The organism is Pseudomonas sp. PS02302 (assembly GCF_029959585.1).
Classification (GTDB): Bacteria; Pseudomonadota; Gammaproteobacteria; order Pseudomonadales; family Pseudomonadaceae; genus Chryseomonas; species Chryseomonas aestiva.
On record NZ_JASCON010000002.1, the window covers coordinates 72,294 to 98,183 of the forward strand.

The 25,890-nt window shown below is 65.1% G+C and carries 22 protein-coding genes and 1 pseudogene; 17 read left to right on the plus strand and 6 right to left on the minus strand.

Going from position 1 to position 25,890, the window contains the following annotated elements; genetic code table 11:
• The first annotated feature begins 248 nt into the window (after positions 1-248).
• The 11 genes and pseudogenes from QMX82_RS01305 (at position 249) to QMX82_RS01350 (ending at position 11,191) form a co-directional block, all read left to right on the plus strand.
• Complete coding sequence (locus tag QMX82_RS01305; protein ID WP_282280918.1) at positions 249-1,790, plus strand: ABC transporter substrate-binding protein; 1,542 nt, start codon at positions 249-251, stop codon at positions 1,788-1,790.
• Positions 1,787-2,722, plus strand: coding sequence for an ABC transporter permease (locus tag QMX82_RS01310; protein ID WP_282280919.1), 936 nt, complete (start codon positions 1,787-1,789; stop codon positions 2,720-2,722). Before QMX82_RS01305 ends, QMX82_RS01310 begins: the two co-directional genes overlap by 4 nt.
• Positions 2,719-3,540 (plus strand): ABC transporter permease, encoded by an 822-nt coding sequence (locus QMX82_RS01315; protein WP_282280920.1) that lies wholly within the window; start codon positions 2,719-2,721, stop codon positions 3,538-3,540. Before QMX82_RS01310 ends, QMX82_RS01315 begins: the two co-directional genes overlap by 4 nt.
• The gene (locus QMX82_RS01320; RefSeq protein WP_208691253.1) at positions 3,537-4,961 is read left to right on the plus strand and encodes an ABC transporter ATP-binding protein; all 1,425 of its coding nucleotides are present in this window, start codon (positions 3,537-3,539) and stop codon (positions 4,959-4,961) included. The genes QMX82_RS01315 and QMX82_RS01320 overlap by 4 nt, the downstream gene beginning before the upstream one ends.
• A gap of 1,094 nt (positions 4,962-6,055) precedes the next feature.
• A complete protein-coding gene (locus QMX82_RS01325) occupies positions 6,056-7,264 on the plus strand; it encodes an OprD family porin (RefSeq protein WP_282280921.1) in 1,209 nt (402 codons plus the stop codon).
• 127 nt (positions 7,265-7,391) lie between these two features.
• Positions 7,392-8,162, plus strand: a pseudogene (locus QMX82_RS25845) (MCP four helix bundle domain-containing protein); the annotation flags it as partial.
• Positions 8,163-8,228: 66 nt separating this feature from the next.
• Positions 8,229-9,017 carry a methyl-accepting chemotaxis protein gene (locus QMX82_RS25850; protein WP_442969365.1) on the plus strand — a complete coding sequence of 263 codons (789 nt, stop codon included), beginning with the start codon at positions 8,229-8,231 and terminating at the stop codon, positions 9,015-9,017.
• 265 nt (positions 9,018-9,282) lie between these two features.
• Positions 9,283-9,495: a hypothetical protein gene (locus QMX82_RS01335; RefSeq protein WP_187979297.1), complete on the plus strand. Its 213-nt coding sequence runs from the start codon at positions 9,283-9,285 to the stop codon at positions 9,493-9,495.
• Between the two features lie 109 nt (positions 9,496-9,604).
• The gene (locus QMX82_RS01340; RefSeq protein ID WP_442969364.1) at positions 9,605-9,988 is read left to right on the plus strand and encodes a response regulator; all 384 of its coding nucleotides are present in this window, start codon (positions 9,605-9,607) and stop codon (positions 9,986-9,988) included.
• Between the two features lie 94 nt (positions 9,989-10,082).
• Positions 10,083-10,328 carry a hypothetical protein gene (locus QMX82_RS01345; protein ID WP_133861670.1) on the plus strand — a complete coding sequence of 82 codons (246 nt, stop codon included), beginning with the start codon at positions 10,083-10,085 and terminating at the stop codon, positions 10,326-10,328.
• Entirely contained in the window at positions 10,328-11,191 is an 864-nt protein-coding gene (locus tag QMX82_RS01350) for a formate/nitrite transporter family protein (RefSeq protein WP_282280923.1), read from the plus strand. The genes QMX82_RS01345 and QMX82_RS01350 overlap by 1 nt, the downstream gene beginning before the upstream one ends.
• A gap of 56 nt (positions 11,192-11,247) precedes the next feature.
• Here the strand turns inward: QMX82_RS01350 and fabI are convergent, their stop codons facing one another.
• From fabI to gloB, 3 genes are all read right to left on the minus strand, one after another.
• Complete coding sequence (gene fabI / locus QMX82_RS01355) at positions 11,248-12,048, minus strand: enoyl-ACP reductase FabI (protein WP_208691249.1); 801 nt, start codon at positions 12,046-12,048, stop codon at positions 11,248-11,250.
• Between the two features lie 194 nt (positions 12,049-12,242).
• Complete coding sequence (locus QMX82_RS01360) at positions 12,243-13,886, minus strand: lytic transglycosylase domain-containing protein (RefSeq protein ID WP_208691248.1); 1,644 nt, start codon at positions 13,884-13,886, stop codon at positions 12,243-12,245.
• A gap of 145 nt (positions 13,887-14,031) precedes the next feature.
• A complete protein-coding gene (gloB, locus tag QMX82_RS01365; RefSeq protein WP_282280924.1) occupies positions 14,032-14,811 on the minus strand; it encodes a hydroxyacylglutathione hydrolase in 780 nt (259 codons plus the stop codon).
• An 83-nt stretch (positions 14,812-14,894) separates the two neighbouring features.
• Between gloB and QMX82_RS01370 the strand changes: the two genes are divergently transcribed.
• The 5 genes from QMX82_RS01370 to nudC all read left to right on the plus strand — a co-directional run bounded on the left by QMX82_RS01370 (position 14,895) and on the right by nudC (position 19,818).
• The gene (locus QMX82_RS01370; RefSeq protein ID WP_282280925.1) at positions 14,895-15,671 is read left to right on the plus strand and encodes a methyltransferase domain-containing protein; all 777 of its coding nucleotides are present in this window, start codon (positions 14,895-14,897) and stop codon (positions 15,669-15,671) included.
• Positions 15,664-16,128 carry a ribonuclease HI gene (gene rnhA / locus QMX82_RS01375; RefSeq protein WP_133861675.1) on the plus strand — a complete coding sequence of 155 codons (465 nt, stop codon included), beginning with the start codon at positions 15,664-15,666 and terminating at the stop codon, positions 16,126-16,128. The genes QMX82_RS01370 and rnhA overlap by 8 nt, the downstream gene beginning before the upstream one ends.
• A gap of 17 nt (positions 16,129-16,145) precedes the next feature.
• Entirely contained in the window at positions 16,146-16,880 is a 735-nt protein-coding gene (gene dnaQ, locus QMX82_RS01380) for a DNA polymerase III subunit epsilon (protein ID WP_208691245.1), read from the plus strand.
• 434 nt (positions 16,881-17,314) lie between these two features.
• Positions 17,315-18,994, plus strand: coding sequence for a ferrous iron transporter B (locus QMX82_RS01385; RefSeq protein WP_282280926.1), 1,680 nt, complete (start codon positions 17,315-17,317; stop codon positions 18,992-18,994).
• Positions 18,991-19,818, plus strand: a complete 828-nt coding sequence (nudC, locus tag QMX82_RS01390; protein WP_282280927.1) for an NAD(+) diphosphatase — start codon at positions 18,991-18,993, stop codon at positions 19,816-19,818. The genes QMX82_RS01385 and nudC overlap by 4 nt, the downstream gene beginning before the upstream one ends.
• On the opposite strand, the gene QMX82_RS01395 is transcribed toward nudC, so the two are convergent.
• Both QMX82_RS01395 and pobA read right to left on the minus strand, forming a co-directional pair.
• Positions 19,786-20,562, minus strand: a complete 777-nt coding sequence (locus QMX82_RS01395; protein ID WP_282280971.1) for a TSUP family transporter — start codon at positions 20,560-20,562, stop codon at positions 19,786-19,788. The genes nudC and QMX82_RS01395 overlap by 33 nt on opposite strands.
• Positions 20,563-20,639: 77 nt before the next feature.
• A complete protein-coding gene (gene pobA, locus QMX82_RS01400; RefSeq protein WP_282280928.1) occupies positions 20,640-21,824 on the minus strand; it encodes a 4-hydroxybenzoate 3-monooxygenase in 1,185 nt (394 codons plus the stop codon).
• 114 nt (positions 21,825-21,938) lie between these two features.
• On the opposite strand from pobA, the gene QMX82_RS01405 reads away from it, so the two are divergent.
• Positions 21,939-22,856 carry a helix-turn-helix domain-containing protein gene (locus QMX82_RS01405; RefSeq protein WP_282280929.1) on the plus strand — a complete coding sequence of 306 codons (918 nt, stop codon included), beginning with the start codon at positions 21,939-21,941 and terminating at the stop codon, positions 22,854-22,856.
• Here QMX82_RS01405 and QMX82_RS01410 read toward each other — a convergent pair.
• Positions 22,816-25,875 (minus strand): hybrid sensor histidine kinase/response regulator, encoded by a 3,060-nt coding sequence (locus QMX82_RS01410; protein WP_208691241.1) that lies wholly within the window; start codon positions 25,873-25,875, stop codon positions 22,816-22,818. The genes QMX82_RS01405 and QMX82_RS01410 overlap by 41 nt on opposite strands.
• Between the last annotated feature and the right edge of the window lie 15 nt (positions 25,876-25,890).

Below are 25,890 nucleotides of genomic sequence, written 5' to 3' on the forward strand. Positions count from 1 at the left end.
GCATTCGATTCCCTTCTCGCCAGCACTTTCCGTGGGGGCGAGTACCTCGGCCTACGACCAATCGGTCTGGACCCGATCGCCTGCCGCCGCTCCGCGACAAATTCTTCAGCTGTTTCAGGATGTTGCCATCACAGATAGGTCTTGGCTTATCACGAAAACGTTATGATATAACGTGCGCCTTCATTGGCTTGGTCGATGCGTTGCTTTCGGTAGCGGGTATCGGCGTTTTCGCTTTGCTAAGGACTGTCATGCCGGTATCCCGCACCCTTCGTTCAGCGCTGACCGCTTCGGCGTTGGCGACCCTGGTCACCTTGGTGCCGACGCTGTCCAGCGCGGAGGAACGCGTCTTCGATGTGGTCGGCCCCTTCGAGATCGGTGGGCTGGACCCGTCGATTTCCGGCTTCGTCTTCCAGCGCATGCAGATCACCGAGACGCTGCTCGAAGCCGATGCCCAGGGCCAGCCAATCCCTGGCCTGGCAGTGCGCTGGACCGAATCGGCGGATGGCCTGACCTGGCGGCTCACCCTGCGCCAGGGGGTGAGGTTCCATGACGGCAGCGAACTCACGGCCGAGGCTGCGGCAGCTGCCCTCAATGCGGCGCGGGGTAAGCCCGGGGTGCTCAGGCAGGCGGGTATGGCGTCGGTCACGGCTGACGGCAACGAGGTGGTGATCCGGTTGGCGAAACCCTTCAAGCCCTTGCTGGCGTTGCTGGCGCATTCCTCCACCAACATCCTGGCGCCGGCCGCCTACGACGTCGAAGGCAAGGTACAGCAGATCATCGGCACGGGGCCGTACCAGCTGACCCTACTGGAACCGCCGCAACGCCTGGCTGCCGAGCGCTTCGCGGGCTACTGGGGCGCCAAGCCGGAGATCGCCAGGACCTCCTACCTGGCCGCGGGCCGCGGTGAGACCCGCACCCTGATGGCCGAGAGCGGCGATGCCGAGCTGGTGTTCCAGCTCGATCCGCCCAGCATCGCCCGCCTCAAGCGCTCCCGCAGTCTCAGGGTGCTGATCGAGCCGGTCCCGCGGGTGGTGCTGCTGACCCCCAACTCCGGTGCCGGCGCCACCGCGCCGGTGGAAGTACGGCAGGCGCTCAGCCTGGCCATCCAGCGCGAAGGCGTCGCCGCTGCCGTGTTGCGCGCGCCGGGTACCGGAGCGACTCAGCTGTTTGCCAGGAATGTGCCTGCCTGGCACGACCCCGAGCTGGCGCCGCTTGCCTATGATCCGGCAGCGTCGCGCACGCTGCTGGCCGGGCAGGGCTGGACACCGGGATCCGATGGCATCCTGCAAAAGGACGGCACGCCGCTCAGGCTCAGGCTGCTGACCTATTCGGATCGCCCCGAGCTGCCGCTGATCGCCACCGCGCTGCAGGCGCAGTTGCGCGAAGTGGGCGTGGACGTGGAGGTCGCGGTGCAGAACTCCAGTGCCATCCCGGCCGCGCACACCGATGGCTCGCTGCAACTGGCACTCTATGGCCGCAACTTCGCCCTGGTACCTGATCCACTGGTCACCCTGCTCAATGACTTCGGCCACGGCGGTGCGGAATGGGGTCCGCTGGGCTGGAAGAATCCGGCCTTCGACCAGGCCCTGGCCGCGCTGCTGGCCAGCGACGATCCGGCCGAGCAACAGCGCCAGCGCTATGCGGCCATGGCGCAGGTGCAAAGGGACCTGCCGGTGATTCCGGTGGCCTGGTATCGCCAGACGATGGCCGTGTCCAATGCCGTCGAAGGCGCCGCCATTGATCCCTTCGAGCGCACCTTCGGCCTGAGCAGGCTGCGGTGGACCCCATGACCCGCCTGCTCGCCTTTCGCCTGCTGCAGGCGGGGCTGGTCGCCCTGCTGGTCGGCGGTCTCACCTTCCTGTTCATGAATCTGCTGCCGGGCGATGCCGCCTACCGCATCGCGGCCGGGCGTTACGGCTACGACCTGGTGGATAGCGCTGCGGCCGCGGCGGTGCGGGCCGAGCTGAATCTGGATCAGCCCCTGCTGTGGCGCTTCTTTGCCTGGATCGGCGATCTGCTGACCCTGGATCTCGGCCATTCCCTGGTCTCCGGCAAGCCGGTGATGGACGTCGTCGCCCACGAATTGGGCAGCTCCATCCGCCTGGCCATTGGCGCCGTCTGCCTGTCGCTGCTACTGGGCCCGCCGCTGGGCGTGGTGGCCGGTCTGCGTCCGGGGAGTCTGCTGGACCGCGGCCTGCTGGTGCTGACGATCGCGCTCCGCGCGCTGCCACAATTCGTCCTGGGCGTGATCTTCGTGCTGCTGTTCGCCATTTCCTGGCAGCTCTTCCCGGCGGCCGGCCACGGCAGCTTCTGGCACAGCGTCCTGCCTACGCTGACCCTGGCGCTGGGACTGGCCGCGGTGTCGTCGCGGGTCGCTCGGGACGCCACGGTGGAGGTCGCCGCGTCCGCCTACTACCGCTTCGGTCGCCTCAAGGGCCTGAGAGGCGCCAGTGTCTTCCTGCGCCATGGCCTGCGCAATATCGGCGTGCCGGTGGTGACCTACCTGGGCGTGCAGTTGGTGTATCTCATCGAGGGTGTGGTGGTGGTGGAGACGCTGTTCGCCTGGCCGGGCATCGGCCACGGACTGGTCCACGCCATCGTCCAGCGCGACGTGCCCATGGTGCAGGGTACCGCCCTGGCGATGGGGCTGCTGTTCGTCGTCCTCAATACCCTGGTCGATCTCGCCAACCACCTGATAGATCCGCGCGGGAGAAACGCATGAATCTCGACGCTACCCTCGCTGCGGCGGCGCCTCCGGCCAAATCCTCCGCGCGCGGTCTCGGCCTGGGCCTGCTGGCGACGCTGATCGCCTTCGCCGTACTCACCCCGCTGCTCTGGCCGGGCGATATTGCTCGTCAGGACTATGAGGCGATCCTGGCGGCGCCCAGCAGCGCCTATCCCCTGGGCACCGATCACCTGGGTCGCGACATGCTGGCGAGGCTGGCGGTGGCCATCCGCTTTTCGCTGGGGCTGGCCTTTATCAGCGTCTGCACCGCCGCCATTCCCGGCGTGCTGCTGGGCATCCTGGCCGCCTGGAAGGGCGGCCTGGTCGACAAGCTGCTGGGCGGGCTGGCCGAGCTGTTCCTGGCCCTGCCGGGTCTGCTGCTGGTGCTGCTGATCGTCGCGGTGTTTCCCGGCTCCTTCGTCGCCCTCTACAGCGCCGTGGCCCTGGTGCTCTGGGTGGAGTATTTCCGTATGACCCGGGCGCTGGCGCGCACCGTGCTGGCCTCGCCGGCGGTGGCCGCCAGCGGGCTACTGGGCTTCGGGCCTGTCTACATCGTCCGCCGCCATCTCTGGCCGCAGCTGGCGCCGCTGCTCCTGACCATCGCCGCCTTTGGCGCCGCCTCGACCATCATGGCCATCGCCGCCCTGGGTTTCGTCAGCATCGGCGTGCGCCCGCCCACCGCCGAGCTGGGTCTGATGATCACCGAATTGCTGCCCTATTACGCCGAGGCACCCCTGGTCATGGGCCTGCCGATCCTGGCGATCTTTCTGACCGTGCTGTCGCTGCTGCTCATCACCGGAGGCCGCAAGCCATGACCGCCTTGCTCACCACCACCGCGCTGGAGATCCGTACCGCCGAGGCGCAACTGGTGGAACCGCTGTCAATCCGCCTGGCGCCTGGGCAGGTCCTGTCGATCATCGGCGAGACCGGCTCGGGCAAGAGCCTGTTCGCCCAGGGCGTCGTGGGCAATCTGCCGGCGGGGCTGCAAGCCCACGGGCAGATAGGCCTGGCGGACGGCTTCAGCGAAGAAGGCCGCGGGGCCGGTCGCCGTAAGCACTGGGGCAGGGGGCTGGCGGTGCTGCCCCAGGAACCCTGGCTGAGCCTGGACCCGACCATGAAGGCACGCTCCCAGGTCGCCGAGACCTACACCCAGGTGGTCGGCCTTGCCCGTGCCGAAGCCCGCGACCGGGCCAGCGCGGATCTGGCGCGACTGGGCCTGGCCGGCGCCGAGCGCAAGTATCCCTTTCAGCTGTCCGGGGGCATGGCCCAGCGCCTGGCCTTTGCCGCCACCCATGCCGGTGGCTCGCCAGTGCTGATCGCCGACGAGCCCACCAAGGGGCTGGATCGCGACCGCATCGACGAGGTCATCGACCTGCTCAAGGCGATGCTGGCCGAGGGGGGCAGCCTGCTCATCATCACCCACGACCTGGAAGTCGCGCGCCGCCTGGGTGGCGAGGTGATGATCATGCGCAAGGGACGGGTCATCGAAGCCGGTACGGCCGAGCGGGTGCTGGGCCAGCCGCAGCATGCCTACACCCGTGAGCTGCTGGCCGCCGATCCCGCCCAGTGGCCGAAACGCACCTCGCGAGCCATCACCGACGAAGCCGTGGTCACGGTGGAAGGCCTCGCCGCCCAGCGCGGTGGCAAGCAGCTGTTCGAGGGATTGTCCTTTAGCGTTCGGCCTGGAGAGATACTCGGCGTGACGGGGCCGTCTGGCTGCGGCAAGTCGACCCTCGGCGACATCCTGCTTGGCCTGGTCGCGCACAGCGCGGGTGCGATCCGCCGCCAGCCGGGTCTCGGTCGCTTCGCCTTCCAGAAGCTGCACCAGGATCCGGTGGCCACCTTCGCGCCCTCGGTGACCATTCGCCACCTGCTGGCGGATCTGGTGCGGCTGCATCGGCTGGATACAGCGCGGATTGGCCGGCTGATGCAGCGCCTGCGTCTCGACGAGCGCCTGCTGGATCGACTGCCTGGCAACATCTCCGGGGGTGAGTTGCAGCGCTTTTCCCTGCTGCGCGTGCTCTTGCTCGGCCCGGCGCTGATCTTCGCTGACGAGCCCAGCTCGCGGCTGGACCTCATCACCCAGAAGGAGATGATCGAGCTGCTGGTCGAAACCGCCGAGGAGTCCGGAACCGCCATCCTCCTGGTCAGCCATGACGAGGACCTGGTGGGCGCCGTCGCCGATCGGCGCATCCACCTGACAGATCCGGCGGCGCTGATGGGCAGTCTCGTCTGACTCGCGACGGCCGCCGTCGCGCGTTGGGCGCAACAAACCTCCTGAGGCTCGCTGCATGCAGTAAAAAGCGCCGGGTAGATAGCCAAGGGTGGCCAAACCCTGCTTCGGCGGTGGCAGGTTTCAACCTGGTATTACTTTACTGCAAGTTCTTGGCAATGCCGTTAGGGGTAACTGGAGAGGGATCCTGGCTGACAACGTAGGGATGGCACCCGATACACAGCTGCCTGGATGGCGATTTTCCGAGCGACCAGCCGCCATTAGCGACTGGATCGAGCCGTTTCCGTCGAACTTTGTTTGGCTAGGGATGCGTAATGCCTAGTTCGCAAGTCTCCAGTGCTTAATTAGAGCGCTTTTATAATACGTCCGATTTTTTATGGTCAGGGCGGGGTGTTTGTTGAGTATGTGAGCAGCAAGTCGCGGTAAACGCCTTCTTTGCGCAACTGCCCGAATTTGAATTTTAGATGAAACAACGTCGTATTAGTTGACTGGCGACGGACATAAAAAGCAGCATTATGCATCCTGTTTCGACATGCCTCTGTTGCTGATCGATTGCGCTAGTTGATTGCAAAGCGGTGTCTGTACAAAAGAAAACTCCACCAGTGAAATTTACCTGATGACTGAATCCTACACCCTTGGCTATGCGCGAGAACTGCTAAGGCTTTTTCTGAATAGTTCCAGCGAGGTCTCGAGTTATCTTGAGAGCTCAAATAATTCGGCCTGCAAATCCGTTCTTTCCGGATTTAAGGGATCGGTAAAGCTCCTGTCCGCAGTCTTTTCTTTCCAGTAGTCGATTCGCCAACGTTATGACCTGATTTCAGAGCCCGTACTGGGGAGTGCGGGCTCTTTTCAACGCGCCTATCAAGCCACGCCGGAGCGGCCTTGCTCTCCGGCGCGCGTTTGGCTGCGCGTCTTCAACCACTAGTAGTCGCCGACAATGAATAGGGGAAGTTATGCAAAGCTCGCGTTATCAGAAAGGAGCGATACCCAATACCCATTTAACCAGTTTCAGCCGATTCTTCGGCCGCTGGACGTTTGGGGTGGTGGGCGGCTGTACGCTGCTGCTTGGCTGCAAGACAGCCTTCGCCGAGGGCTTGGTGGACGACAGCAAACTAGTGCTGACGGTACGCAACTTCTACTTCAACAGTGACCGCGCCAACGGACGAGCGAATCAGGAAGACTGGACTCAGGGTTTCCTGCTGGACTATCAGTCAGGATTCACGCCGGGCCCCGTGGGGGTCGGGGTCGATGCTTTCGGCTATCTGGGCGTCAAACTCGATGCCGGCCCGGGGCGCCGCGGCACCGGTAACTTGCCTGTCCATGCCGGGAATGAGCCGGCTGATGAATATTCCCGTGCCGGTGCTGCGCTGAAGCTGCGCCTGGGCAATACCGTGGTGCGCTATGGGCAACAGGCGCCCACGGCGCCGGTCTTCGCCATCAGCACCAGTCGCCTGCTGCCGCAGACCGCCACGGGTTGGAGCGTGCTCAGTAGCGAGGTGACAGATCTGTTGCTGGAAGCAGGGCATTTCACCTCTTCCACCGACCAGGTCAGCACCAACCGTGATGGAGATCTCTGGGCCGGCTACGCGCGGCAGCGTGCCGATCACATCGATTTCACCGGTGGCAAGTACAGCCCGGTCAAGGGGGTCAGCCTGTCGCTCTATGCGGCGCAGCTGGATGACATCTGGAACCAGTACTACGGCAACCTGAATCTGGTGAAGGCGCTGTCCAGCACCCAGGCGCTGACCTTCGATGCCAATCTCTATCACACGCGGGATACCGGAGCGGCCAAGGCTGGCCCGATCGACAATACGTCCTATAGCCTGGCCGCTGCCTTCAGCCAGGGACCTCACACCTTCACGCTGGGCTGGCAGCAGATCGATGGGGATACGCCGTTCGACTACGTGGCCCTGGGCGACAACGATCGCCTCGGTGGCGGTATCCTCCTGGGCAACGCCGTGATGCTCTCCGACTTCAATGCCCCTGGCGAACGCTCCTGGCAAGCGCGCTACGATCTCAGCTTCAAGACGCTCGGCGTGCCCGGCCTCAGCCTGATGACCCGCTACCTCGAGGGCTCCGGTATCGATGGCCGCGATCTGCCGGCCAACAGCGCCTATCGCGGGCTCTACGGCGCAGACGAGCACGAGCGGGAAGTCGACCTGGAGGGTCGCTACGTCCTGCAGTCGGGAGCGGCCAAAGGGCTGTCGATCCGGGTCCGCCAGGCCTGGCACCGCGGCTCGCCGTCCACCGGCGGTTCGGTTGCACAGTTGCGGGTCATCTTCGACTATCCGCTGCAATTGCTCTGACGCTCGCGTAATCCCCAATGGACGCCGCGACCGCTGGCAAGCGGTTCGCGGCCGTCCGTCGTCCCTGGCTTAAGCGGGCCCCGCTGCGCCGATAGCCCTAATAGTCATTTTATTAGGGATAACCCTCATGAGTCTTCGCAGCCTCAACGTCGCGCCCCGCGCCGTGCTGTTCTTTTCCGTCATCGTCCTGATCGTCTTCGCCCTCGGCGGCGTCGCCGTGGTGCAGATGGGCAAGCTCTTCGAGGCGGAGCAGGAAGTGGAGACCAACTGGCTGCCGGGCAACCAGCTGGCGGCGAAGATGAGTGGCGGATTGCTGCGGCTGCGCCTGGAAAGTCTCAGGGCCACCACCACATCGGATCCGCAGCTGCGGGCCCAGACCGTCGCGGCCTTTCCGGGTTATCGCGATGCCTTCTTCACGGCGGTCAAGGACTACGAAAAGACCCTGGCCGACGCTGAAGACCGCCAGTTGTACGGCGCCGTGGTCAAGGGCGCCGAGAGCTATCGGACGCTGCTGGATGCCTTCGAGCCCAAGCTGCGCGCCGGCGACAACGAAGGCGCCATCCTCCTGATCAATACCTCGATCCGTCCGCTCACCAACGCGCTGGAAAAGACCATTGCCGAACTGAGCGCCTTCAACGAGCGCGGTGCCCAGGCGGCGGGTCAGGTGGCGGGGGCCACCTATACCAACGGCCTGTTCTGGGTCTATGGGCTGATCGGCCTGACCATCGCGGCTACCGTCGTGCTTGCGGCTCTGCTGATTCGCAGCATCACCCTCCCGGTGGGAGAAGCCCTGCGCATTGCCCAGCGGATCGCCCGCAAGGATCTCACCGAGCGGATCACTGTGGTCGGTCGCGACGAGGCGGCCGGCATGCTGCAGGCCCTGGCGCAGATGCAGGGCAATCTGCGCGACACCGTTTCCCATCTCGCCGACAGCTCGACCCAGCTGGCCTCCGCCGCGGAAGAGATGACCGCGGTGATCGACGAAGCCGGCCGCGGTTATGTGCGGCAGAACGACGAGGTCAACCAGGCGGCCAGTGCCGTCACCGAGATGAGTTCTGCGGTGGAGGAGGTCGCGCGCAACGCCGCCGATGCGGCCAGCACCTCGTTGCATACCCAGACCCTGACCAGCGACGGCCTGGACAAGGTTACCCGCACAGTGCAATCGATCGAGGCGCTGGCGCAGAACGTGGCCAGTACCAGCGAGCAGATCCAGGCCCTGTCGTCCCGTGCCCAGGACATCAACGCCGTGGTTGAGGTCATTCGCGCCATCGCCGAGCAGACCAACCTGCTGGCGCTGAACGCCGCCATCGAGGCGGCCCGGGCGGGCGAGCAGGGTCGGGGTTTCGCCGTGGTCGCCGACGAGGTACGGGCACTGGCCCATCGTACCCAGCAGTCGACTCGCGAGATCGAGCAGATGATCGGCGCCATCCAGGATGATTCCTCCCAGGCCGTCAGGGCCATGGCCGAGAGTCAGCAACTGGCGGGTGAATCCACTTCGGTCGCCCAACTGGCCAATGTGTCCCTGGAGCAGATCGCCGAATCCATCTCCCAGATCAACGATCGCAATGCGGTCATCGCTACCGCCGCCGAAGAGCAGGCGCAGGTGGCGCGGGAGATCGATCGCAACATCACCAGTATCCGTGACCTGGCGACCCAGAGCGCGACGGGCGCCACCCAGACCGCCAGCGCCAGTGCCGAGGTCTCCAGACTCGCCAGCGGACTGAATCGCGTGGTGCGCGAATTCGCCGTCTAGGGGTGAGCACGTCGAGGCCTTCCCACTACGCGGAGGCGTGGAGGAGGCCTCGCGTCTGGTTTCGGGTTCGACGCTGCAATAGCCAGACTAACAACGGCTCTGGGACGCGCGCCCTTGCCACGGCGCTGCTCGGGCACACCTGCCCGCCGCTGGAATGCCTGCCAGACAATCTTTAGTATTCCGTTACATCGCCTCTGGCATCGGGTAGAGAACGAATCGGCGCTTGGCCTGCCTAAACAGTGTCCAATCAACCCGGAGTCCTACCATGAACGCGAAGAAAATCTCTGCCTTGATGTTTGCTGGTCTGATCGCCGCCAGTGGCGCTGCTTTTGCTACCGAAAGCGCAGGCAATCCGCCGAAGGCCAACAGCGCTGGTATGGGCACCCCGGCGGGTCAGAAGACCGGTGAAGGCGCAGGCGCTGCGACCGGTGCTGGCAAGACCACGCTCAACGAGCAAGGCCAGAAGCAACAGCAATAAGGGCCAGGGGGGCGCTGGCACGTCCGGTGCCCCCTGAACCTGTGTCTTGAATGGAACTTTGCAGGCCCCCTGTGTCCAAGGGAGCCGAGCGTGTGGGTACAGGGGTCAGATGGTGAGTGCGGAACAGAGCAAGGTTGTCCTGGTTGTCGAGGATGAGCCGCAGATTTTAATGATTCTGGCGGATTATCTTTCCGAACTGGGCTACACCGTCTTGCAGGCGCCCTCGTCAGTCGAAGCCTTTCGCATCCTGGCTGGTCGCCCACGCCTGGATCTGCTGATCACCGACTTCCGCCTCCCCGACGACGTCTCCGGCGTGATGATCGCCGAGCCTGCCCTCAAGCTGCGCCCTGACCTCAAGGTGCTCTTCATCAGCGGCTATCCCGCCGAAATCATCGATACCGGCTCGTCGTTGCTGGGCAAGGTCCCCTTGCTGACCAAGCCGTTCTCCCTCGAGCGTCTCCATCTGCAGGTGCAGAAGCTGCTCGGCGCCTGATCCGTTCCCTCGCCACCGATCGTTTTTCCGCCGGCACAGTCTATTGATCAGGTGCGACCAGTCCGGTCGCCTCAGGTTGGAGACAACGGCGCCCATGGCTATCAAGCATTTCAATCATCACGAAGCAATCTCGTCCGCCGTTCCGGCTGAACAGGGTTTCGAAGCGGTCATCGCCGTCAAGGCGCGGCGCGAGGACGCCCATCCGACCTTTCACAAGGTCGCCACCGAACGTCATTTCGACCTCGCCTCCGAAGCGGAGGAAGCAGCCGATGCCGCACTCAATCGCGTGACCGAGATCGGCGACGACGATGAGCTGCTCTGGGACGAGCGGGCCGTCTGATGAAGAGAGACCAGGAGCAGGTCGAAGAGCCCCGACAGCGGCCGGAATCCGGTCCGGACGACCCTGAACTGAGTCGCGAGGAAGAAGAGGACGTCGACGAGAACCAGTTGCCACGCGCCGTGGTGCTGCACGAGATCATCCGCACCCAGGGTGATCACGAACTCGAGCGAACGATCGCGGCACTGTTCTGGTCGGCGCTGGCCGCCGGCCTGACCATGGGACTGTCGCTGATGGCGATGGGACTGCTCAATGCCAATCTGCCCGAGGGTGGCTACAGCAAGGTCATTGCCAGTTTCGGCTATTCGGCTGGCTTTCTGGGGGTGATCCTGGCACGTCAGCAGCTGTTTACCGAAAATACCCTGACGGCGGTACTGCCGGTGATGAGCGAGCCCACGCTGCACAATTTCGGTCGCCTGGGGCGGCTGTGGGGTGTGGTACTCGTCGGCAATCTCATCGGGACCATCCTGGTCGCCTACGTGATCCTCAATCTGCCGCTGTTCGATGCCAAGGCCGACGCCGCTTTTCTGGAAATCGGTACCAAGGTGATGGAGAACGATGCCTCGGCGATGTTCGCCAAGGGCATTGTTTCCGGCTGGATGATCGCCACCATGGTCTGGATGCTGCCGGCTGCAGAGCACGCCAGGATCTGGATCATCGTGCTCATCACTTACCTGATGGCCCTGGGAGACTTCACCCACATCGTGGTCGGCAGCCTGGAGGTGGCTTACCTGGTGTTCGCGGGAGAGGCGAGCTGGGGCGATTTCTGGCTGACCTTTGCCGGACCGACCCTAGCGGGCAATATCGTCGGAGGCAGTCTGATCTTCGCGCTGATCAGCCACGCCCAGGTGCGCAGCGACAGCTGAAAGCAGAAGGGCCGGCAAATGGCCGGCCCTTCGCAATGATCAGGCAGTTGCCTCTATCACTCGTCGTCGTTGAGCTGACCCATGGCGGTGGTGTTGAAGCCGCCGTCGACATAGAGGATCTCGCCGCTGATGCCCGACGCCAGGTCGGAGCAGAGGAAGGCACCGGCGTTGCCGACTTCGTCGATGGTCACGTTGCGCCGCAGGGGCGTCTGACGCTCGTTGGCGGCCAGCATCTTGCGGAAGCTCTTGATGCCCGAGGCGGCCAGGGTACGGATGGGACCGGCGGACACGGCGTTGACGCGGGTACCTTCCGGACCGAGGCTACCGGCCAGGTAACGGACGCCGGCTTCGAGGCTGGCCTTGGCCATGCCCATGACGTTGTAGTTCGGCATGGTGCGCTCGGCGCCCAGGTAGGACAGGGTCAGCAGACTGCCGTTGCGGCCGCGCATCATTTCGCGACCGGCCTTGGCCAGGGCGACGAAGCTGTAGGCGCTGATGTCGTGGGCGATCTTGAAACCGTCACGGGTGGTCACGGCAGTGAAGTCGCCGTCCAGCTGGTCGCCGGGGGCGAAGCCGACCGAGTGGACGATGCAGTCCAGGCCATCCCACTTCTTCGCCAGCGCGGCGAACACAGCTTCGATCTGGGCATCGTCGGCAACGTCGCAGGGGAAGCACAACTCGGGATTGGAACCCCAGCCCGCAGCGAATTCTTCGACGCGATTCTTGAGCTTCTCGTTCTGGTAGGTGAAAGCCAGCTCGGCGCCTTCGCGGTGCATGGCCGCGGCGATGCCGGAGGCGATGGACAGCTTGCTGGCGACGCCGACGATGAGAACGCGCTTACCGGCGAGAAATCCCATGGTTTTTTCCTCTTCTGTGTTGAATCCCGGGCAGCAGCCAGGGGCTGAGGTCCGGGTTGGGCAGGGCTCTGCGCAGGTCAGAGCGAAATCTTGGCCTGGCTCCGCTAGGGGTCAGGCACGGGTGGGGCGGTAAGGTAGCAGGTCGATACCCGGGACAAAAGCGCTGGTTGATCGCTGCGGTGCGCGGTCGCGCCTCAGTTGAGGAACAGCGTCAGGGTCTGACCGGGCGTCAGGGCGGAAGCGCTGCGCGGATTCCAGTCCTGCAGCGCCTGCACGCCGATGTTGTAGCGCTTGGCGATCTGATAGAGGGAATCGCCGGCCTTGACCCGGTAATAGGTGGGGGCGGCCTTGGCCGTCTTGGCCGTCTTGGCCGTCTTTACCGCCGGCTTGGTGGTCTTGACGGTATAGGAGGCCGGCATCGCCACGGCGGTGGCGGTGCTGCTGCCCGTGCCATGCAGCTTCAGCGTTTCGCCGACCTTGAGGCCGCGCTTGCCGAGATCGTTCCAGCGCTTGAGGTCACCCAGTTCCACCTCGTTGGCCCGGGCGATGGACCAGAGGCTGTCGCCGGTCCGCACCCGGTAGGTGCGTACCACGGGCTCTTCGGCCACGGCGATGGTTTCCAGGGGTGTCGTGGTCTTGCCGGTCTCGCGCCGCGGGATCATCAATTCCCGGCCCGCGGACAGGCGGCTGCTGCTGCTGAGCTTGTTGAGCGCGGCGAGTTGCTCGACGCTTACGCGATTGCGCTTGGCCACGCTGCGCATGGTATCGCCGCGGCGCACCTGGTATTCCTGCCACTGCACCACGGCATCGGAGGCGATGTTGGGCAGGGTCGCGACCAGGCGTTTGGCCTTTTCCGCCGGCACCAGCAGATGCTTGGGGCCGTCCATGGTCACGCGCTGGGTATAGGCGGGATTCAGGCGATAGAGTTCGTTGGCATCCAGGTCCGCAAGTTCCGCCACCCGGGCCAGATCCAGGTGCTGCTTGATGTCCACGACTTCGAAATAGGGCTCGTCCGGGATGGATTCCAGGGCCAGGCCGTAGGCGTCTGGATTGCGCACGATCTGGGAGACGGCGAGCAGTTTGGGCACGTAGTCCTGGGTTTCCGGCGGCAGCGACGACAGATTCCAGTAGTCGGTGGGCAGGCCGAGCGACTCGTTGCGCTCGATGGCGCGGCTGACCGTGCCTTCGCCGGCATTGTAGGCGGCCAGGGCCAGCAGCCAGTCGCCACCGAACATGTCATGCAGCTTGCTCAGGTAGTCCAGGGCGGCGTTGGTCGAGGCGGTGATGTCGCGGCGACCGTCATAGAAGCGGGTCTGGCGCAGATTGAAATACTTGCCGGTGGTGGGGATGAACTGCCACAGACCGGAGGCGGCGCTGCGCGAGAGGGCGTTGGGGTTGAAAGAGCTTTCCACCACCGGCAGCAGGGCCAGTTCCAGCGGCATGTTGCGCTCTTCCAGGCGCTCGACGATGTAATGCAGATAGGGCGCGCCGCGGCTGCAGGATTGCGCGAGGGCGGCTTCGTGGCTGGCGTACCAGAGTCGCTGACGATCGATGCGCGGATTGGTGCCGTTGTCGCCAGCGCCCTGCAGCTGATAGCCATCCCGCACCCGGTCCCAGATGTCGCCACTGGTGGCTGCTGCAGTGGGCGCCTTGCGCAGCCATTCCGGCGGGCGCTGAATCTTGCTGGGCGTCATGTGCAGATCGGCCTGATAGGCACGATTATCGGGCTGCTGATTGCTTTGACAGCCGGCGAGGAAGACGGCGAGGCAGAGCGCCGAGACTTTGAAGGAGGTCGCCAGCACGTCTATTTCGCGGGTTTTCGGCGTCGCTGGCGGCATTGGTCTGGGCTTTCCGGGAGCTGGAGGATGGGCGATTCTAGGAACCGCATCCCGGTGGGTCAAGGAACAACCCCTTGGCCTGTGACCTGTACGACGACCGCAAACCCAGGGTTCCAGCGTGCTGGCAGGGTCTGGGCAATAGGTGTCAGAACGTGTCCTTCCAGCCTCTCAGGGCCGCGAAATAGGTATCCTCCGGCGCATCTGCCGCTACCTCGCGTTCCTCCTGCAGACGCAGACGCACGCTGTTTTCCGTGGTACGCAGGAAGGGATTGATGCGGCGTTCGCGGCCCAGTGTGGAGGGCAGGGTTGGGCGCTGGGCGTCCCGTAGCTGTTGAGTCTCGGCCAGGGCCTGCTGCACCGCGGCGTTTTCCGGCTCCACCGCCAGGGCGAAACGCAGGTTGCTGAGGGTGTACTCGTGGCCACAGTAGATTTCGGTGGCGTCCGGCAGGCTGGCCAGGCGCTGCAGAGAGGTCAGCATCTGGCTGGGCGTGCCTTCGAAGAGTCGGCCGCAGCCGGCCGAGAAGAGGGTATCGCCGCTGAACAGCAGGGGCCGTTCGCCGGCGACATAATAGGCGATGTGCCCGGCGGTATGGCCGGGCACCCGCAGGACTTCGAAGGAGACGCCCAGCACCTCCAGGCGCTCGCCGTCCGCCAGGGGGAGGTCGACCGCGGCGATGCGTTCGTCAGCCGGCGCACTGACCCGGGCGCCACTGCGCGCCTTGAGCGCGGCGATGCCGCCGGTATGGTCGTTATGATGGTGGGTGATGAGGATAGCGGTCAGCCGCCAGTCCGGATTGGCGTCGAGCCAGGCCAGGACGGGAGCGGCATCGCCGGGATCGACCACGACCGCCTGTCTTGTCGCGGCGTCCTTGATCAGCCAGATGTAGTTATCGTTGAAAGCGGGCAGCGGAAGAATGTCGAACATGGACTAGCTCTCTGGTCGGACTGCAGGCCCCTAGGGTAGCAGTCGGTGGTAGGGCTAAGGCTTCAGTATGAGAGGACCAGACGATGCACGATGAATTCTCCGCCCAGGTCGATCCACGCTGGCTGAAGTTGATGAGCTCGGCACGGGAGTGGCTGGTCGGCCCGCTCGGCCAGCTGCTGCTGGAGCAGGAGCGCGTGCTGATCGACGAAGAGCTCAAGCGCCACTTTGGCAGCTACCTGGTCCATTACGGTCCGCACCCCGAGGCGCCGGCCAATTGCGGCCAGCTGCGCCATACGGTGCGCATAGGGCCGCCGCTGGGTGATGTGGACATCGTCTGCGAAGAGGGCGCCTGGCCCCTGGGCGAGCACGCGGCCGATGTGGTCCTGTTGCAGCACGGCCTGGATTTCTCCCTGGCGCCGCATCGGCTGTTGCGTGAAGCGGCGCTGAGCGTGCGCCCGGGCGGGCACCTGGTCGTGGTCGGCATCAATCCCTGGAGCCTCTGGGGTGTGCGCCATTATCTGGCCCGGGATGCACTGCGCAAGGCCCGTTGTTTCGGCCCCAGCCGGGTCGGCGACTGGCTGTCGGTGCTGGGCTTCGCGCTGGAGAAACGGCGCTTCGGGTGTTATCGTCCGCCGCTTTCATCCCCCAAGTGGCAGCAGCGGCTGGCCTGGATGGAGCAGGGTGAAGCCGAACCCAACTGCGAACAGGCAGCGGGCGCGGGCTTCTATCTGCTGTCGGCGCGCAAGCTGATGTTCGGCCTGCGCCCCGTGCCCCAGGCGCGCAAGGAACCGCGTGGCAAGCTGGTGCCCATGCCGGTGGCCAAGATCAGCCGCCGCGAATCGAGTGAATCCAATGAGTGACGACATCGTCGAGGTCTTTACCGACGGCGCCTGCAAGGGCAATCCCGGCCCCGGTGGCTGGGGCGCCTTGCTGAAGTTCAAGGGTGCGGAGCGCGAGCTCTGGGGCGGCGAAGCCAACACCACCAACAACCGCATGGAGTTGATGGCGGCCATCCAGGCCCTGGCGGCGCTCAAGCGCCCCTGCCAGATCCGTCTGACCACCGACTCCGAGTATGTGATGAAGGGCATCACCCAGTGGCTGGTGAACTGGAAGAAGCGTGGCTGGCAGACCGCCGCGCGCCAACCGGTGAAGAATGCCGAATTGTGGCAGGCCCTGGACGAACAGGTGCAGCGCCACCAGGTCGAGTGGCGCTGGGTGCGCGGCCACACCGGCCACCCCGAGAACGAGCGGGCCGACCAGTTGGCCAACCGCGGTGTCGACGACGTCCGGCAGGCCAAGCAGGCCGCCAAGGCCTAACAGCCAAGAGGTGAGCGATGAGATATGTAGTTCTGGATACCGAAACCACCGGCATGCCGGTGACCGATGGCCATAGGGTCATCGAGATCGGTGGGGTCGAGGTCATCGGCCGGCGCCTGACCGGGCGGCATTTCCATGTCTACCTCAACCCGGATCGGCAGATCGACGAAGGCGCCATCGCGGTCCACGGCATCACCGACGAATACGTCGCCGACAAGCCGCGCTTCGCCGAGATCGCCGACAGCTTCTTCGAGTTCATCGAAGGCGCCGAGCTGGTCATCCACAACGCGCCCTTCGACGTGGGCTTCATCAACATGGAGTTCGCCCGGCTGGGTGTCCATCCCGAGCGCGCCGACATCTCCCAGCACTGCTCGGTGCTCGACACCCTGGTCATGGCCCGCGGCCGGCATCCCGGCCAGCGCAACAGCCTGGATGCCCTGTGCAAGCGCTATGGCGTAGACAACTCCAACCGCGAGCTGCACGGCGCCCTGCTGGACGCCGAGATCCTCGCGGACGTCTACCTGGCCATGACCGGTGGCCAGACCAGCCTGTCGCTGGCCGCCCACGGGCAGGAAGGCAATGGTGACGGCAACTACGTCATGCCGATCAGGCGGTTACCGGCTGATCGCCAGCGAACCCGCGTGATCAGCGCCACCAGCACCGATCTCGATGCCCATGCGGCGCGCATGGCGGCCATCGAGAAGAGCTGCGGCCGGACCCCTCTCTGGTTGGCCGGCGCCGACGTCGAATAGCGCCTTCCCGCTCTCGCCAGACGCCCGCCCGGTCCGGGATCGGGCGTTGGCGTTCGTCTGAATAAGCTGAAAGACCTCACAATTTTCAGCTATTGTTCAACTAAGATGCTGCAGGCTGGTCATTTGAGCCCGCATGAAGCCTCGAATTTCGAATTGCGCGGAACTTTATTGGTTCCTCAAAATCATATGACGATTCGGAATTATCGCTTCGCTTTTGTGGATTTACAGGTCTAGCGTTCCAGAGCAAGGTTCCCTGGCGTGGCGAGAGGTCGAATCCCCGTCCGCCTGGAATGATTAGTGTGGCCCGGTCAGGAAGACGCAGGTACCTAGGCTCCAGTTGGAACAGCAAGCCTTTCTTCCCGTTTTAAAATGGCGTTGGCGAGGTTGTAATGGCGCAGGAGGCGTAAGGCACCATGGTGACCGGAGCAAGAGCTTTGAGCTTGGTCCGCGAACAGCTGTTCGCGACCATTGAGGAAGCTGAATCCCATCTTGAACGATTCATCGTCGAGCGGCACTGCAGCAGCCTGCTGCAGCGCGCGGTCGAGAGCATTGGCCAGATTCGTGGCGCCCTGACGCTGATCGAGCTGACCGGCGCCCAGTTGCTCGCCCATCAGACGTTGCAGATCGCCAATGACATTCCTGCCGGTGCCGGTGCCGAGCACGACGAGCACCTCATGGCGATCTGTCGTGGACTGCACGTGCTGCGCCGCTATCTCGAACAGCTGCGCAGCGGTCAGGACGAGATGCCCGAGTTGCTGCTGCCGGCGATCAACGCCTTGCGACTCGCTGGCGGCGAACCCGAACTCCCGGAAAGCTATTTCTTCAGTGTCCGTCTCGATCAGCGTCCCCTGATCAGCGAAACCACGAGTCTTGGCGTGCGCGAGCGTCAGGCCCAGGCTCGCCGCATGCGTCAGATGTACCAGGTCGGCCTGCTGGGTTTCCTGCGCGACGTCAATGGCGTGGCCAGCCTCAGGCTCATGGCGAGGGCGCTGGAGCGCTCCGCGGCGTTGCTGCACGATCATGTCGGCGGCTACCTGCCGTGGGTCGCCGCGGCCACGGTCGAGGGTTTCGCCCAGGGCCGCCTGACGGCGACCCGTGAACGCAAGCAACTGTTCGCCCGGGTCGATCGCGAATTGCGCCAGATGCTGGGCAACGACCTGCACGAGCCGGCACGCAGCACCCTCAAGGAGCTGCTCTATCTGTTGGCGCTGGCCGGCGTCGAAGGCACCCATCCGCAAGAGGTCTTGAACGCCTATGGCTTCGAGCGACTCGGTTTTACCGATGCCCAGCTCGAAGCCGGCAAGAAGCGTCTCGCCGGGCCTGGTCATGCCGTGATGCATTCTTTGTCCGCGGCGATCCGCGAAGAGGTGGAAACGGTCAAGGACCTGATCGACCTCATCGAGGCCGAGTTGCGCACCGGCGCCGAGCAGAATCGCCTGCCTCGCTCCGATAATTTCTCCCGGCTGTATGTCCAGGTCGGTCTGCTGGGCAAGACCCTGGAGATGGTCGGGCAGGAGAATGCCGGCCAGGTGCTGCAGCGGTGTCTGCCCAGCATCTCCCAGTTCCGCGACCGGACGGTCGTGCTGGAGGACCTGGCGCCCCTGGCCGATGCGCTGTTACTGGTGGAAAGCCTGCTGGGCCAGCCCGAAGGGCAGGGCTCGCTGATCGACGTACCGCTGGAAGCCGAGGGTGTCCAGGTCAGTGTCGCCAACTATCAGCTGGGCGAAGCCCAGGCGTTGCTGCATCGGGAGGCCTACAAGGGCCTGACCGACGCCAAGCGCGCCATTGGCGCCTTCCTCGATTCCCGTGGCGATACCCTGCACCTGGCCACCGTGCCGGCGCTGCTGGATACCGTCCGCGGTGCGTTGTTCTTCCTGGGTAATCCCCGTGCGGCCGAGCTGGTGCGGGCCTGTACCGGTTACATCCAGCGCTGCCTGATCGAGGGTGGCCAGGCCTGCGAGTCGGCGACCCTCGAAGTGCTGGCGGATGCCCTCAGCAGCATCGAGTTCTTCGTCGAAAGCGGTGGCACCGAGAGCCAGGACGGTACTCCGGAGATTCTCGATATCGCGGCGCAAAGCATTCGCGCCCTGGGCTGGACCTCGGCTGCGGCATGAGTGTCTGGCAGCCTGGCTGGTTCCAGACCGTCCAGCCCTCTGGTGGCTGGCTGGTCGTCCACAGTGGCCAGGCGTTTCTGACCTCCGGCACCGAGGTGCTCTTCGCCCTGGATGATCCGCGCGTCCAGGGCTTCGTGGGGGAGCGCCACGGCCTCGGTCAGTGGCAGGCGCAGCCGGTCACGCTGCTCGAACTGGATGCGCCTGAGGACGTCGACGGCTGCGTCTGGCAGCCCTTGCGGCCGCTGATGCTGCAATCGCCCCACGCGCTGTTCAAGTTGCTGGGCTATGCCAACCAGATCGGGACCTGGGCGCGGCAGCATCGCTTCTGTGGCCAGTGCGGTACCCCTACCTTCGCCCTCGATGGCCAGCGCGGCCTCAAGTGCCCGAATTGCCAGCTCACCCAGTATCCACGGCTGTCGCCCAGCATGATCGCCCTGGTCACCCGCGGCGATGAGGTGTTGCTGGCGCGATCGCCCCGTTTCGCGCCCGGCGTCTTCAGCACGCTGGCTGGCTTCGTCGAGCCGGGCGAGTCGGCCGAGGCCTGCGTGCACCGGGAGATCATGGAAGAGGTAGGGGTCTCGGTCACCAACCTGCGCTACCAGGGCAGCCAGAACTGGCCTTATCCGCATTCCCTGATGCTCGGTTACCACGTCGATTACCTGGGCGGCGACATCCGTTGCCAGCCGGACGAAATCGAAGACGCCCGCTGGTTCCATCTGCGCGAGTTGCCGACGCTGCCGCCGGCCTTTTCCATCTCGCGCTTCCTGATCGATCGCTATCGCGTCGAGCGGCTAGGCGGCGCTGAACCAGTGCTGCCAGATTAGCTTGACGGTCAAAGCCAGTACCACGCAGATGAACACCGGGCGGATGAACTTGGCGCCGCCGGCGATGGCGCTGCGCGCGCCCAGATAGGCACCCAGGGTCAGCGACAGGCCCATGGTCAGCCCCAGTACCCAGAGCACCTGCCCCAGGGCGATGAACATCACCAGCGCGACGCCGTTGCTGACGAAGTTCATGGTGCGGGCCACACCACTGGCCTTGAGCAGGTCGAGCGGGTAGAGCAGCAGGCTGCTGACGGTCCAAAAGGCGCCCGTGCCCGGGCCGAACAGGCCGTCGTAGGCACCCAGCGTCAGGCCCTGGGGCCATTGGCGCCGCTGCGGTACGGGCGCATCGCTGAGCACCGGCGCCTTGGGCGTGCCACCGAACAGCAGATAGAGGGCGCAGCTGAACACCACCACTGGCAGCAACTGATTGAGGAAGTCCGCTGAGAGATGATGCGCGACCAGGGCGCCGATCCCGGCACCGATGGCGGTAGCCACCAGGGCATGCTGCCACTGACGGGGATGGAACAGCTTGCGTCGATAGAAGGTGTAGGCGGCGGTGGCGCTGCCAAAGGTGGAGCTGAGCTTGTTGGTGCCGATCGCCAGGTGGGGCGGCACGCCGGCCATCAGCAGGGCCGGCACCGTGAGCAGGCCACCACCGCCGGCTATGGCGTCGATGTAACCGGCCAGAAAGGCGACCCCGGCCAGCAGCGTCAGGGTCATGGGGTCCAGGGTGAATTCGAGCATGGGGTAGGGCGCCAGGTGGAACGGGGGCGCCATCATGCATCAGACGCGCAACCGTCACCACCTGTCGCCGCCCCTGGTCAGTCCAGTGCGGGGAAGGGCAGTCCGACGTAGTTTTCCGCGATGGTCGTGCGACCGGCTCTGGAATCGAGCAGCGCCTGGAGTTCGGCGTCCTGCACCCGCTGGGTGAAGGCATCGGTATCCGGAAAGCGGTGCAGGGCGGTGGTCATCCACCAGGAGAAGCGCACCGCCGCCCAGATGCGTTTCAGGCAAAGCGTCGAATAGCGTTCGAGGCAGGCGGCATCGCCGGTGCGATAGGCCTGCTCCAGCAGCAGGTGCAGATTGCGCACATCGCCCAGGGCCAGGTTCAGCCCCTTGGCGCCGGTGGGTGGGACGATATGGGCGGCATCGCCGACCAGGAACAGCCGGCCGTACTGCATGGGCTCGACCACATAGCTGCGCAGCGGGGCGATGCTCTTTTCCAGGGATGGGCCGGTCACCAGCTGGGCCGCCGTCTCGGCCGGCAGGCGCGCCTTGAGTTCCGCCCAGAAGCGCTCGTCCGACCAGTTCTCCACCGAGTCCCCGGCTTCCACCTGCAGGTAATAGCGGCTGCGGGTCGCCGATCTCATGCTGCACAGGGCGAAGCCGCGGGGATGATTGACGTAGATGAGCTCGGGGGCGGCGGGCGGGGTATCGCTCAGCAGTCCCAGCCAGCCGAAGGGATAGACCCGCTCGTATTCGGTAAGTACACCGTCCGGGATGCTGCGGCGCGAGACGCCATGGAAGCCGTCGCAGCCGGCGATGTAATCGCAGTCGATGCGCAGGGTCTCACCGGCGACCTGGCAGGTGACATGGGGACGCTGGCCCTTGAGCTCATGGGGCTGGACATCGCTGGCCTGGTAGAGGGTAGGAGCGCCACTGGCCTCGCGGGCGGCCATCAGGTCGCGCGTCACCTCGGTCTGGCCATAGACGGTGACGCAGCGGCCGCCGAGAAGATCGTTCAGGTCCAGTCGCTCGCGCTGGCCATGGATGGCGAACTCGACTCCTTCATGCACCTGGCCTTCCTGGTCCAGCCGCTCGCTGACGCCGGCCTGGCGCAGCAGATCGACCGTGCCCTGTTCGAGCACACCGGCGCGGATACGGCTGAGGACGTGATCGGCGCTCTGGCGTTCGACGATGACATTGTCGATACCCGAGCGGGTGAGCAGTTGGCCCAGCAGCAGCCCGGAAGGGCCCGCGCCGATGATGACGACTTGGGTGCGCATGGAGTCTTTCCTCTGGTCTGGCGTGATCGCCGTCTTGTTGTATGCCTCCGGTATTTTTGGACGGTTTCGGTCGATATCGACAGCGACCTTTCTGATACTTTCTGGTACTTTTCGATGATTCGTGCGGCTATCGCCCTGGGACTGACGATGACCAACGCCTTGCCACCCATCTTCAAGCTGTATGGCGAGGCCCAGGCCTGGCCGGCGCCGGATCTGCTGCATTGCGAGACCATCGAGAGTCGCAGTCGGCTGCATGCCTGGCATATCGACACCCATCGTCATGCGGATCTCGCGCAACTGCTCTATGTGCGGACAGGAGGGGTGCGCCTGCAGCTGGAAGACTGGCAGGGGGAAAGGCGCGGACCGCTGCTGGTGGTGCTGCCAGTGCTGTGCGTCCATGCCTTCGAATTCGATCCGTCGGTCGAAGGCTTCGTCATTACCCTGCCGGTGCCCCAGGTGGAGCGGCTGAAGCAGCGTTGCCAGCGAGCCGGGCAGGGATTGTTCCTGGCAGCCGAGTGCCTGGACCTGAGCGGGCCGGATGCCCTCTGGATCGATCACTTGATCGGTCAGCTGGTGGGCGAGTACGAGGGTCACAAGCCGGGTCGCGAGGTCCTGCTCGAAGCCCTGCTCGACAGTCTGGCGATCTGGCTGGTGCGGCAACAGCGCCATGAGCGGGGCACGGCCGTGCCGCGGCGGGCCGAACAGCACCTGGGGCGTTTCCTGGCGCTGGTCGAGCAACATTATCGCGAGCACTGGAGTCTGGGTCGCTACGCGACCGCACTGGGCATTTCAGGGGTACACCTGAACGGCCTCTGTCGGCAGCTGGCCGGCGCCTCGGCGCTGGCCATCGTGCACCAGCGCCTGCTGCTGGAGGCGCGCCGCACCCTGAGCTACACCCAGGCGTCGGTAGGCGAGATCGCCGATGCCCTGGGCTTCGCCGATCCGGCCTACTTCGCGCGCTTCTTTCGCCGCGGCACCGGGCAGAGCCCGCTCACGTATCGGCGTCTGGCGGGCCAGCAACGGCCGGGCTGACGGCTGCCAGGGTTTCACCGACCCGCGCCGCCAGGGCGTCGAGGTTGAAGGGCTTGGTGATCAGCGTCATGCCGGGGTCGAGATAGCCGTCCAGATGCGCCCCCTCGGCATAGCCGGTGGCGAACAGTACCCTGAGGCCGGGCCGGCGCTGCCGCGCGATCTCGGCCAGCTGGCGACCGTTCATGCCCGGTAGGCCGACGTCTGACAGCAGCAGATCGATGGGCCGTCCGCTTTCCAGCAACGGCAGGGCACCGCGCGCGTCTTCGGCCTGCAGGGTCGCGTAGCCCAGCTCCCGCAGCAGGTCCACCACCATCTGCCGAACCACGGGTTCGTCCTCCACCACCAGCACGGTCTTGCCCGCGCCCTGGGGCGTGACGGTGGGCGACGTCAGCCGCGGCGGCTCGACATCGGCGCCCAGGTAGCGGGGCAGATAGAGGCCGACGGTGGTCCCCTTGCCAGGCAGGGAGTCGAGTCGGACATGACCCTTGGACTGCTTGGCGTAGCCGTAGATCATCGACAGCCCCAGACCGGTCCCCTGACCGATGGGCTTGGTGGTGAAGAAGGGGTCGAAGGCGCGGGCCATGACCTCGGGCGGCATCCCGGTACCATCGTCCACCACCAGCAGCGCCACATAGTCGCCGGCACTCACGGCGTCCAGGCCGTTGCCGCTGTCGGTCAGATAGACATTGCGGGTCTCGATGCGGATGGTGCCACCGTGGGGCAGGGCATCGCGGGCATTGATGACCAGGTTGAGCAGGGCGCTCTCCAGCTGGTGAGCGTCGGTCAGCGCCTGCCAGACATCCTTGTCGAGGTCGAGGACCAGCGCGATGTCGCCACGCAGGCTGCGCAGCAGCAGCTCCTCCATGGAACGTACGCTGTCATTGACATGGATGGGCTGCAGATCCAGCGCCTGGCGCCGGGAAAAGGCCAGCAGGCGCTGGGTGAGGGCGGCCGCGCGCTGGGCCGAGGTCAAAGCCGAGTGCAGATACCGGTCGAACTTGTCCTGCCGGCCGGCCTTCTGCTGCCGATGCAGCATGTCGAGGCTGCCCATGATGCCGGTCAGCAGGTTGTTGAAGTCATGGGCGATACCGCCGGTGAGCTGGCCCACGGCTTCCATCTTCTGCGCCTGGCGCAGCTGTTCCTGCAGCTCCTGCTGTTCGGTGACGTCACGTCCGACGGCGTAGATCAGATCCTCCTCGGCACTGGCGGTCCAGTCGAGGATGCGATAGCTGCCATCGCGGCCGCGCAGGCGAGCCCTGAGATTCGCCGAGCCCTGCTGGCGGCCCAGGCTGCGCAGGGTATCGAAGACCTGGCGCTGATCGTCCGGATGAATCAGTTCGGTGATCTGGACGCTGGCCAGGTCGGTTTCGCGTCGTCCCAGCAGGCGGGTGGCAGCGCTGTTCACCGTCTTCACCTCGCCATCGGCGCGGCAGATCACCATGAGGTCATGGCTGATACGCCACATCCGGTCCCGCTCGCGGGTGCGCAGCTCGATCTGCTGTTCCAGCTCCCGGCGCGAGCGGGTGAGCACTTCCCGGGCATCGACGATGCTCTGGATGTCGGTGCAGGTGCCGAACCACTGCTCGATGCGACCCTTGGCATCACGCACCGGCTGGGCCCGACCGAGCACCCAGCGGTAACGACCCGAGCGGTGTCGCAGGCGGTATTCGATATGGTAGGGCTCGCCGGTGCTGAGGCTGTGGTGCCAGACCTTCCAGGTGCGCTCCTGGTCGTCGGGATGGAAGACGTCGGCCCAGCCTTCGCCCTCCGTGGAGCCTTCCGGCACCCCGGTGAATTCGTACCAGCGATCGTTGAAATAGAAGTGGTAGCCATCGGGGCGGGTGGCCCAGACCATCTGGTCGATGGAGTTGATGATGGCGCGCAGCTGCGCCTCGTTACGGGCCAGCTCCTGGGCCTGGCGCCGGTGGCCACTGATGTCGATGAACAGCACCGCGAAACGGTCGCCGGGCAGCTTGTGGGCGCGCACCTCGTACCAGTGTTCATGCTGCAGGTGCAGCAGGATGTCGAACTGGATGAATTCGGCATCGCCGTTCATGAAGTCGATATAGGCGGACAGCAGGTCGGCCTCCAGCTGCGGCAGGGATTCGCGCAGCGTCCGTCCCAGGACCTGATCCAGGGGGATCCCGGTGAGGGTGGCGAAGACCGGATTGACCTCCAGGAAACGGAAGTCCTCCATCCGGCCACTGGCATCGCGGATCGCCTGGGCCATATAGAAGCCCTCGCGCATGCCGTGATACAGCTCCTGCAGCCAGAGATCGCGCTCGGTGATGGCGGCTTCGCTGAGCTTGCGCTCGGTGATGTCGTAGCACACGCCCAGATAGCGGCCGCTGCCCTGGCTGGTCATCAGCTGGCCGCGGCGACCGAGCCAGCGCTCCTCGCCGGTGTCGGCCCGGCGGATGCGGTATTCGAGATAGTCGAGGGCGTCGTCGTCCGGCGCAGCGGTCAGGGTTCGCAGGCTGGAGACATCCTCGGGATGCAGCTGGCGAACCAGTTCATCCAGGGAATAACTGCGTCTGACCGGTAATCCCCACAGCTCGCAGAACCCCGAGGACACCAGCAGGCGCGCCTCTCCGGGCAGTAATTCGAAGGTCCCGACGCGACCGACATCCTGGGCCAGGCGTACCCGCTCCTCGGCCATCAGCTGTTCGGTGCGGTCCTGCAGCACATGCACGAAGCCGAGTACGGCATCGGCGTCCTTCAGGGCCGTGGTGGCGATCTCCACCCAGCGCGGCGTACCGCCCGGTACCGTGATCCAGCCAGCGCCCTGGCCATGCTCGTCGACCAGCGCCTGATGCTGGGCCGTGGTCAGGAAGGGGGCATCCCGACCAACCGCCAGCAGGTCGCTCAGGCGCTGGCCCCGGGCTTCGCTGGCTGGCCAGCCACACAGCAGTTCGGCACCCCGATTCCAGCGCTCGATGCACCCGTGGTGGTCGGTGATGACCAGGGCGTGGGACGTCAACTGCAAAAGCGCCTGCTGTTCGAGCAGAGAGATCGACATGCGGAGATTCCATTC

Bases quoted from the DNA above. Each gene is read 5' to 3' on its own strand.
- QMX82_RS01305 (WP_282280918.1), top strand. From the start codon at position 249: ATGCCGGTATCCCGCACCCTTCGTTCAGCGCTGACCGCTTCGGCGTTG.
- QMX82_RS01310 (WP_282280919.1), top strand. From the start codon at position 1,787: ATGACCCGCCTGCTCGCCTTTCGCCTGCTGCAGGCGGGGCTGGTCGCC.
- QMX82_RS01315 (WP_282280920.1), top strand. From the start codon at position 2,719: ATGAATCTCGACGCTACCCTCGCTGCGGCGGCGCCTCCGGCCAAATCC.
- QMX82_RS01320 (WP_208691253.1), top strand. From the start codon at position 3,537: ATGACCGCCTTGCTCACCACCACCGCGCTGGAGATCCGTACCGCCGAG.
- QMX82_RS25850 (WP_442969365.1), top strand. From the start codon at position 8,229: ATGACCGCGGTGATCGACGAAGCCGGCCGCGGTTATGTGCGGCAGAAC.
- QMX82_RS01335 (WP_187979297.1), top strand. From the start codon at position 9,283: ATGAACGCGAAGAAAATCTCTGCCTTGATGTTTGCTGGTCTGATCGCC.
- QMX82_RS01340 (WP_442969364.1), top strand. From the start codon at position 9,605: ATGGTGAGTGCGGAACAGAGCAAGGTTGTCCTGGTTGTCGAGGATGAG.
- QMX82_RS01345 (WP_133861670.1), top strand. From the start codon at position 10,083: ATGGCTATCAAGCATTTCAATCATCACGAAGCAATCTCGTCCGCCGTT.
- QMX82_RS01350 (WP_282280923.1), top strand. From the start codon at position 10,328: ATGAAGAGAGACCAGGAGCAGGTCGAAGAGCCCCGACAGCGGCCGGAA.
- fabI (WP_208691249.1), bottom strand. From the start codon at position 12,048: ATGGGATTTCTCGCCGGTAAGCGCGTTCTCATCGTCGGCGTCGCCAGC.
- QMX82_RS01360 (WP_208691248.1), bottom strand. From the start codon at position 13,886: ATGCCGCCAGCGACGCCGAAAACCCGCGAAATAGACGTGCTGGCGACC.
- gloB (WP_282280924.1), bottom strand. From the start codon at position 14,811: ATGTTCGACATTCTTCCGCTGCCCGCTTTCAACGATAACTACATCTGG.
- QMX82_RS01370 (WP_282280925.1), top strand. From the start codon at position 14,895: ATGCACGATGAATTCTCCGCCCAGGTCGATCCACGCTGGCTGAAGTTG.
- rnhA (WP_133861675.1), top strand. From the start codon at position 15,664: ATGAGTGACGACATCGTCGAGGTCTTTACCGACGGCGCCTGCAAGGGC.
- dnaQ (WP_208691245.1), top strand. From the start codon at position 16,146: ATGAGATATGTAGTTCTGGATACCGAAACCACCGGCATGCCGGTGACC.
- nudC (WP_282280927.1), top strand. From the start codon at position 18,991: ATGAGTGTCTGGCAGCCTGGCTGGTTCCAGACCGTCCAGCCCTCTGGT.
- QMX82_RS01395 (WP_282280971.1), bottom strand. From the start codon at position 20,562: ATGCTCGAATTCACCCTGGACCCCATGACCCTGACGCTGCTGGCCGGG.
- pobA (WP_282280928.1), bottom strand. From the start codon at position 21,824: ATGCGCACCCAAGTCGTCATCATCGGCGCGGGCCCTTCCGGGCTGCTG.
- QMX82_RS01405 (WP_282280929.1), top strand. From the start codon at position 21,939: ATGATTCGTGCGGCTATCGCCCTGGGACTGACGATGACCAACGCCTTG.
- QMX82_RS01410 (WP_208691241.1), bottom strand. From the start codon at position 25,875: ATGTCGATCTCTCTGCTCGAACAGCAGGCGCTTTTGCAGTTGACGTCC.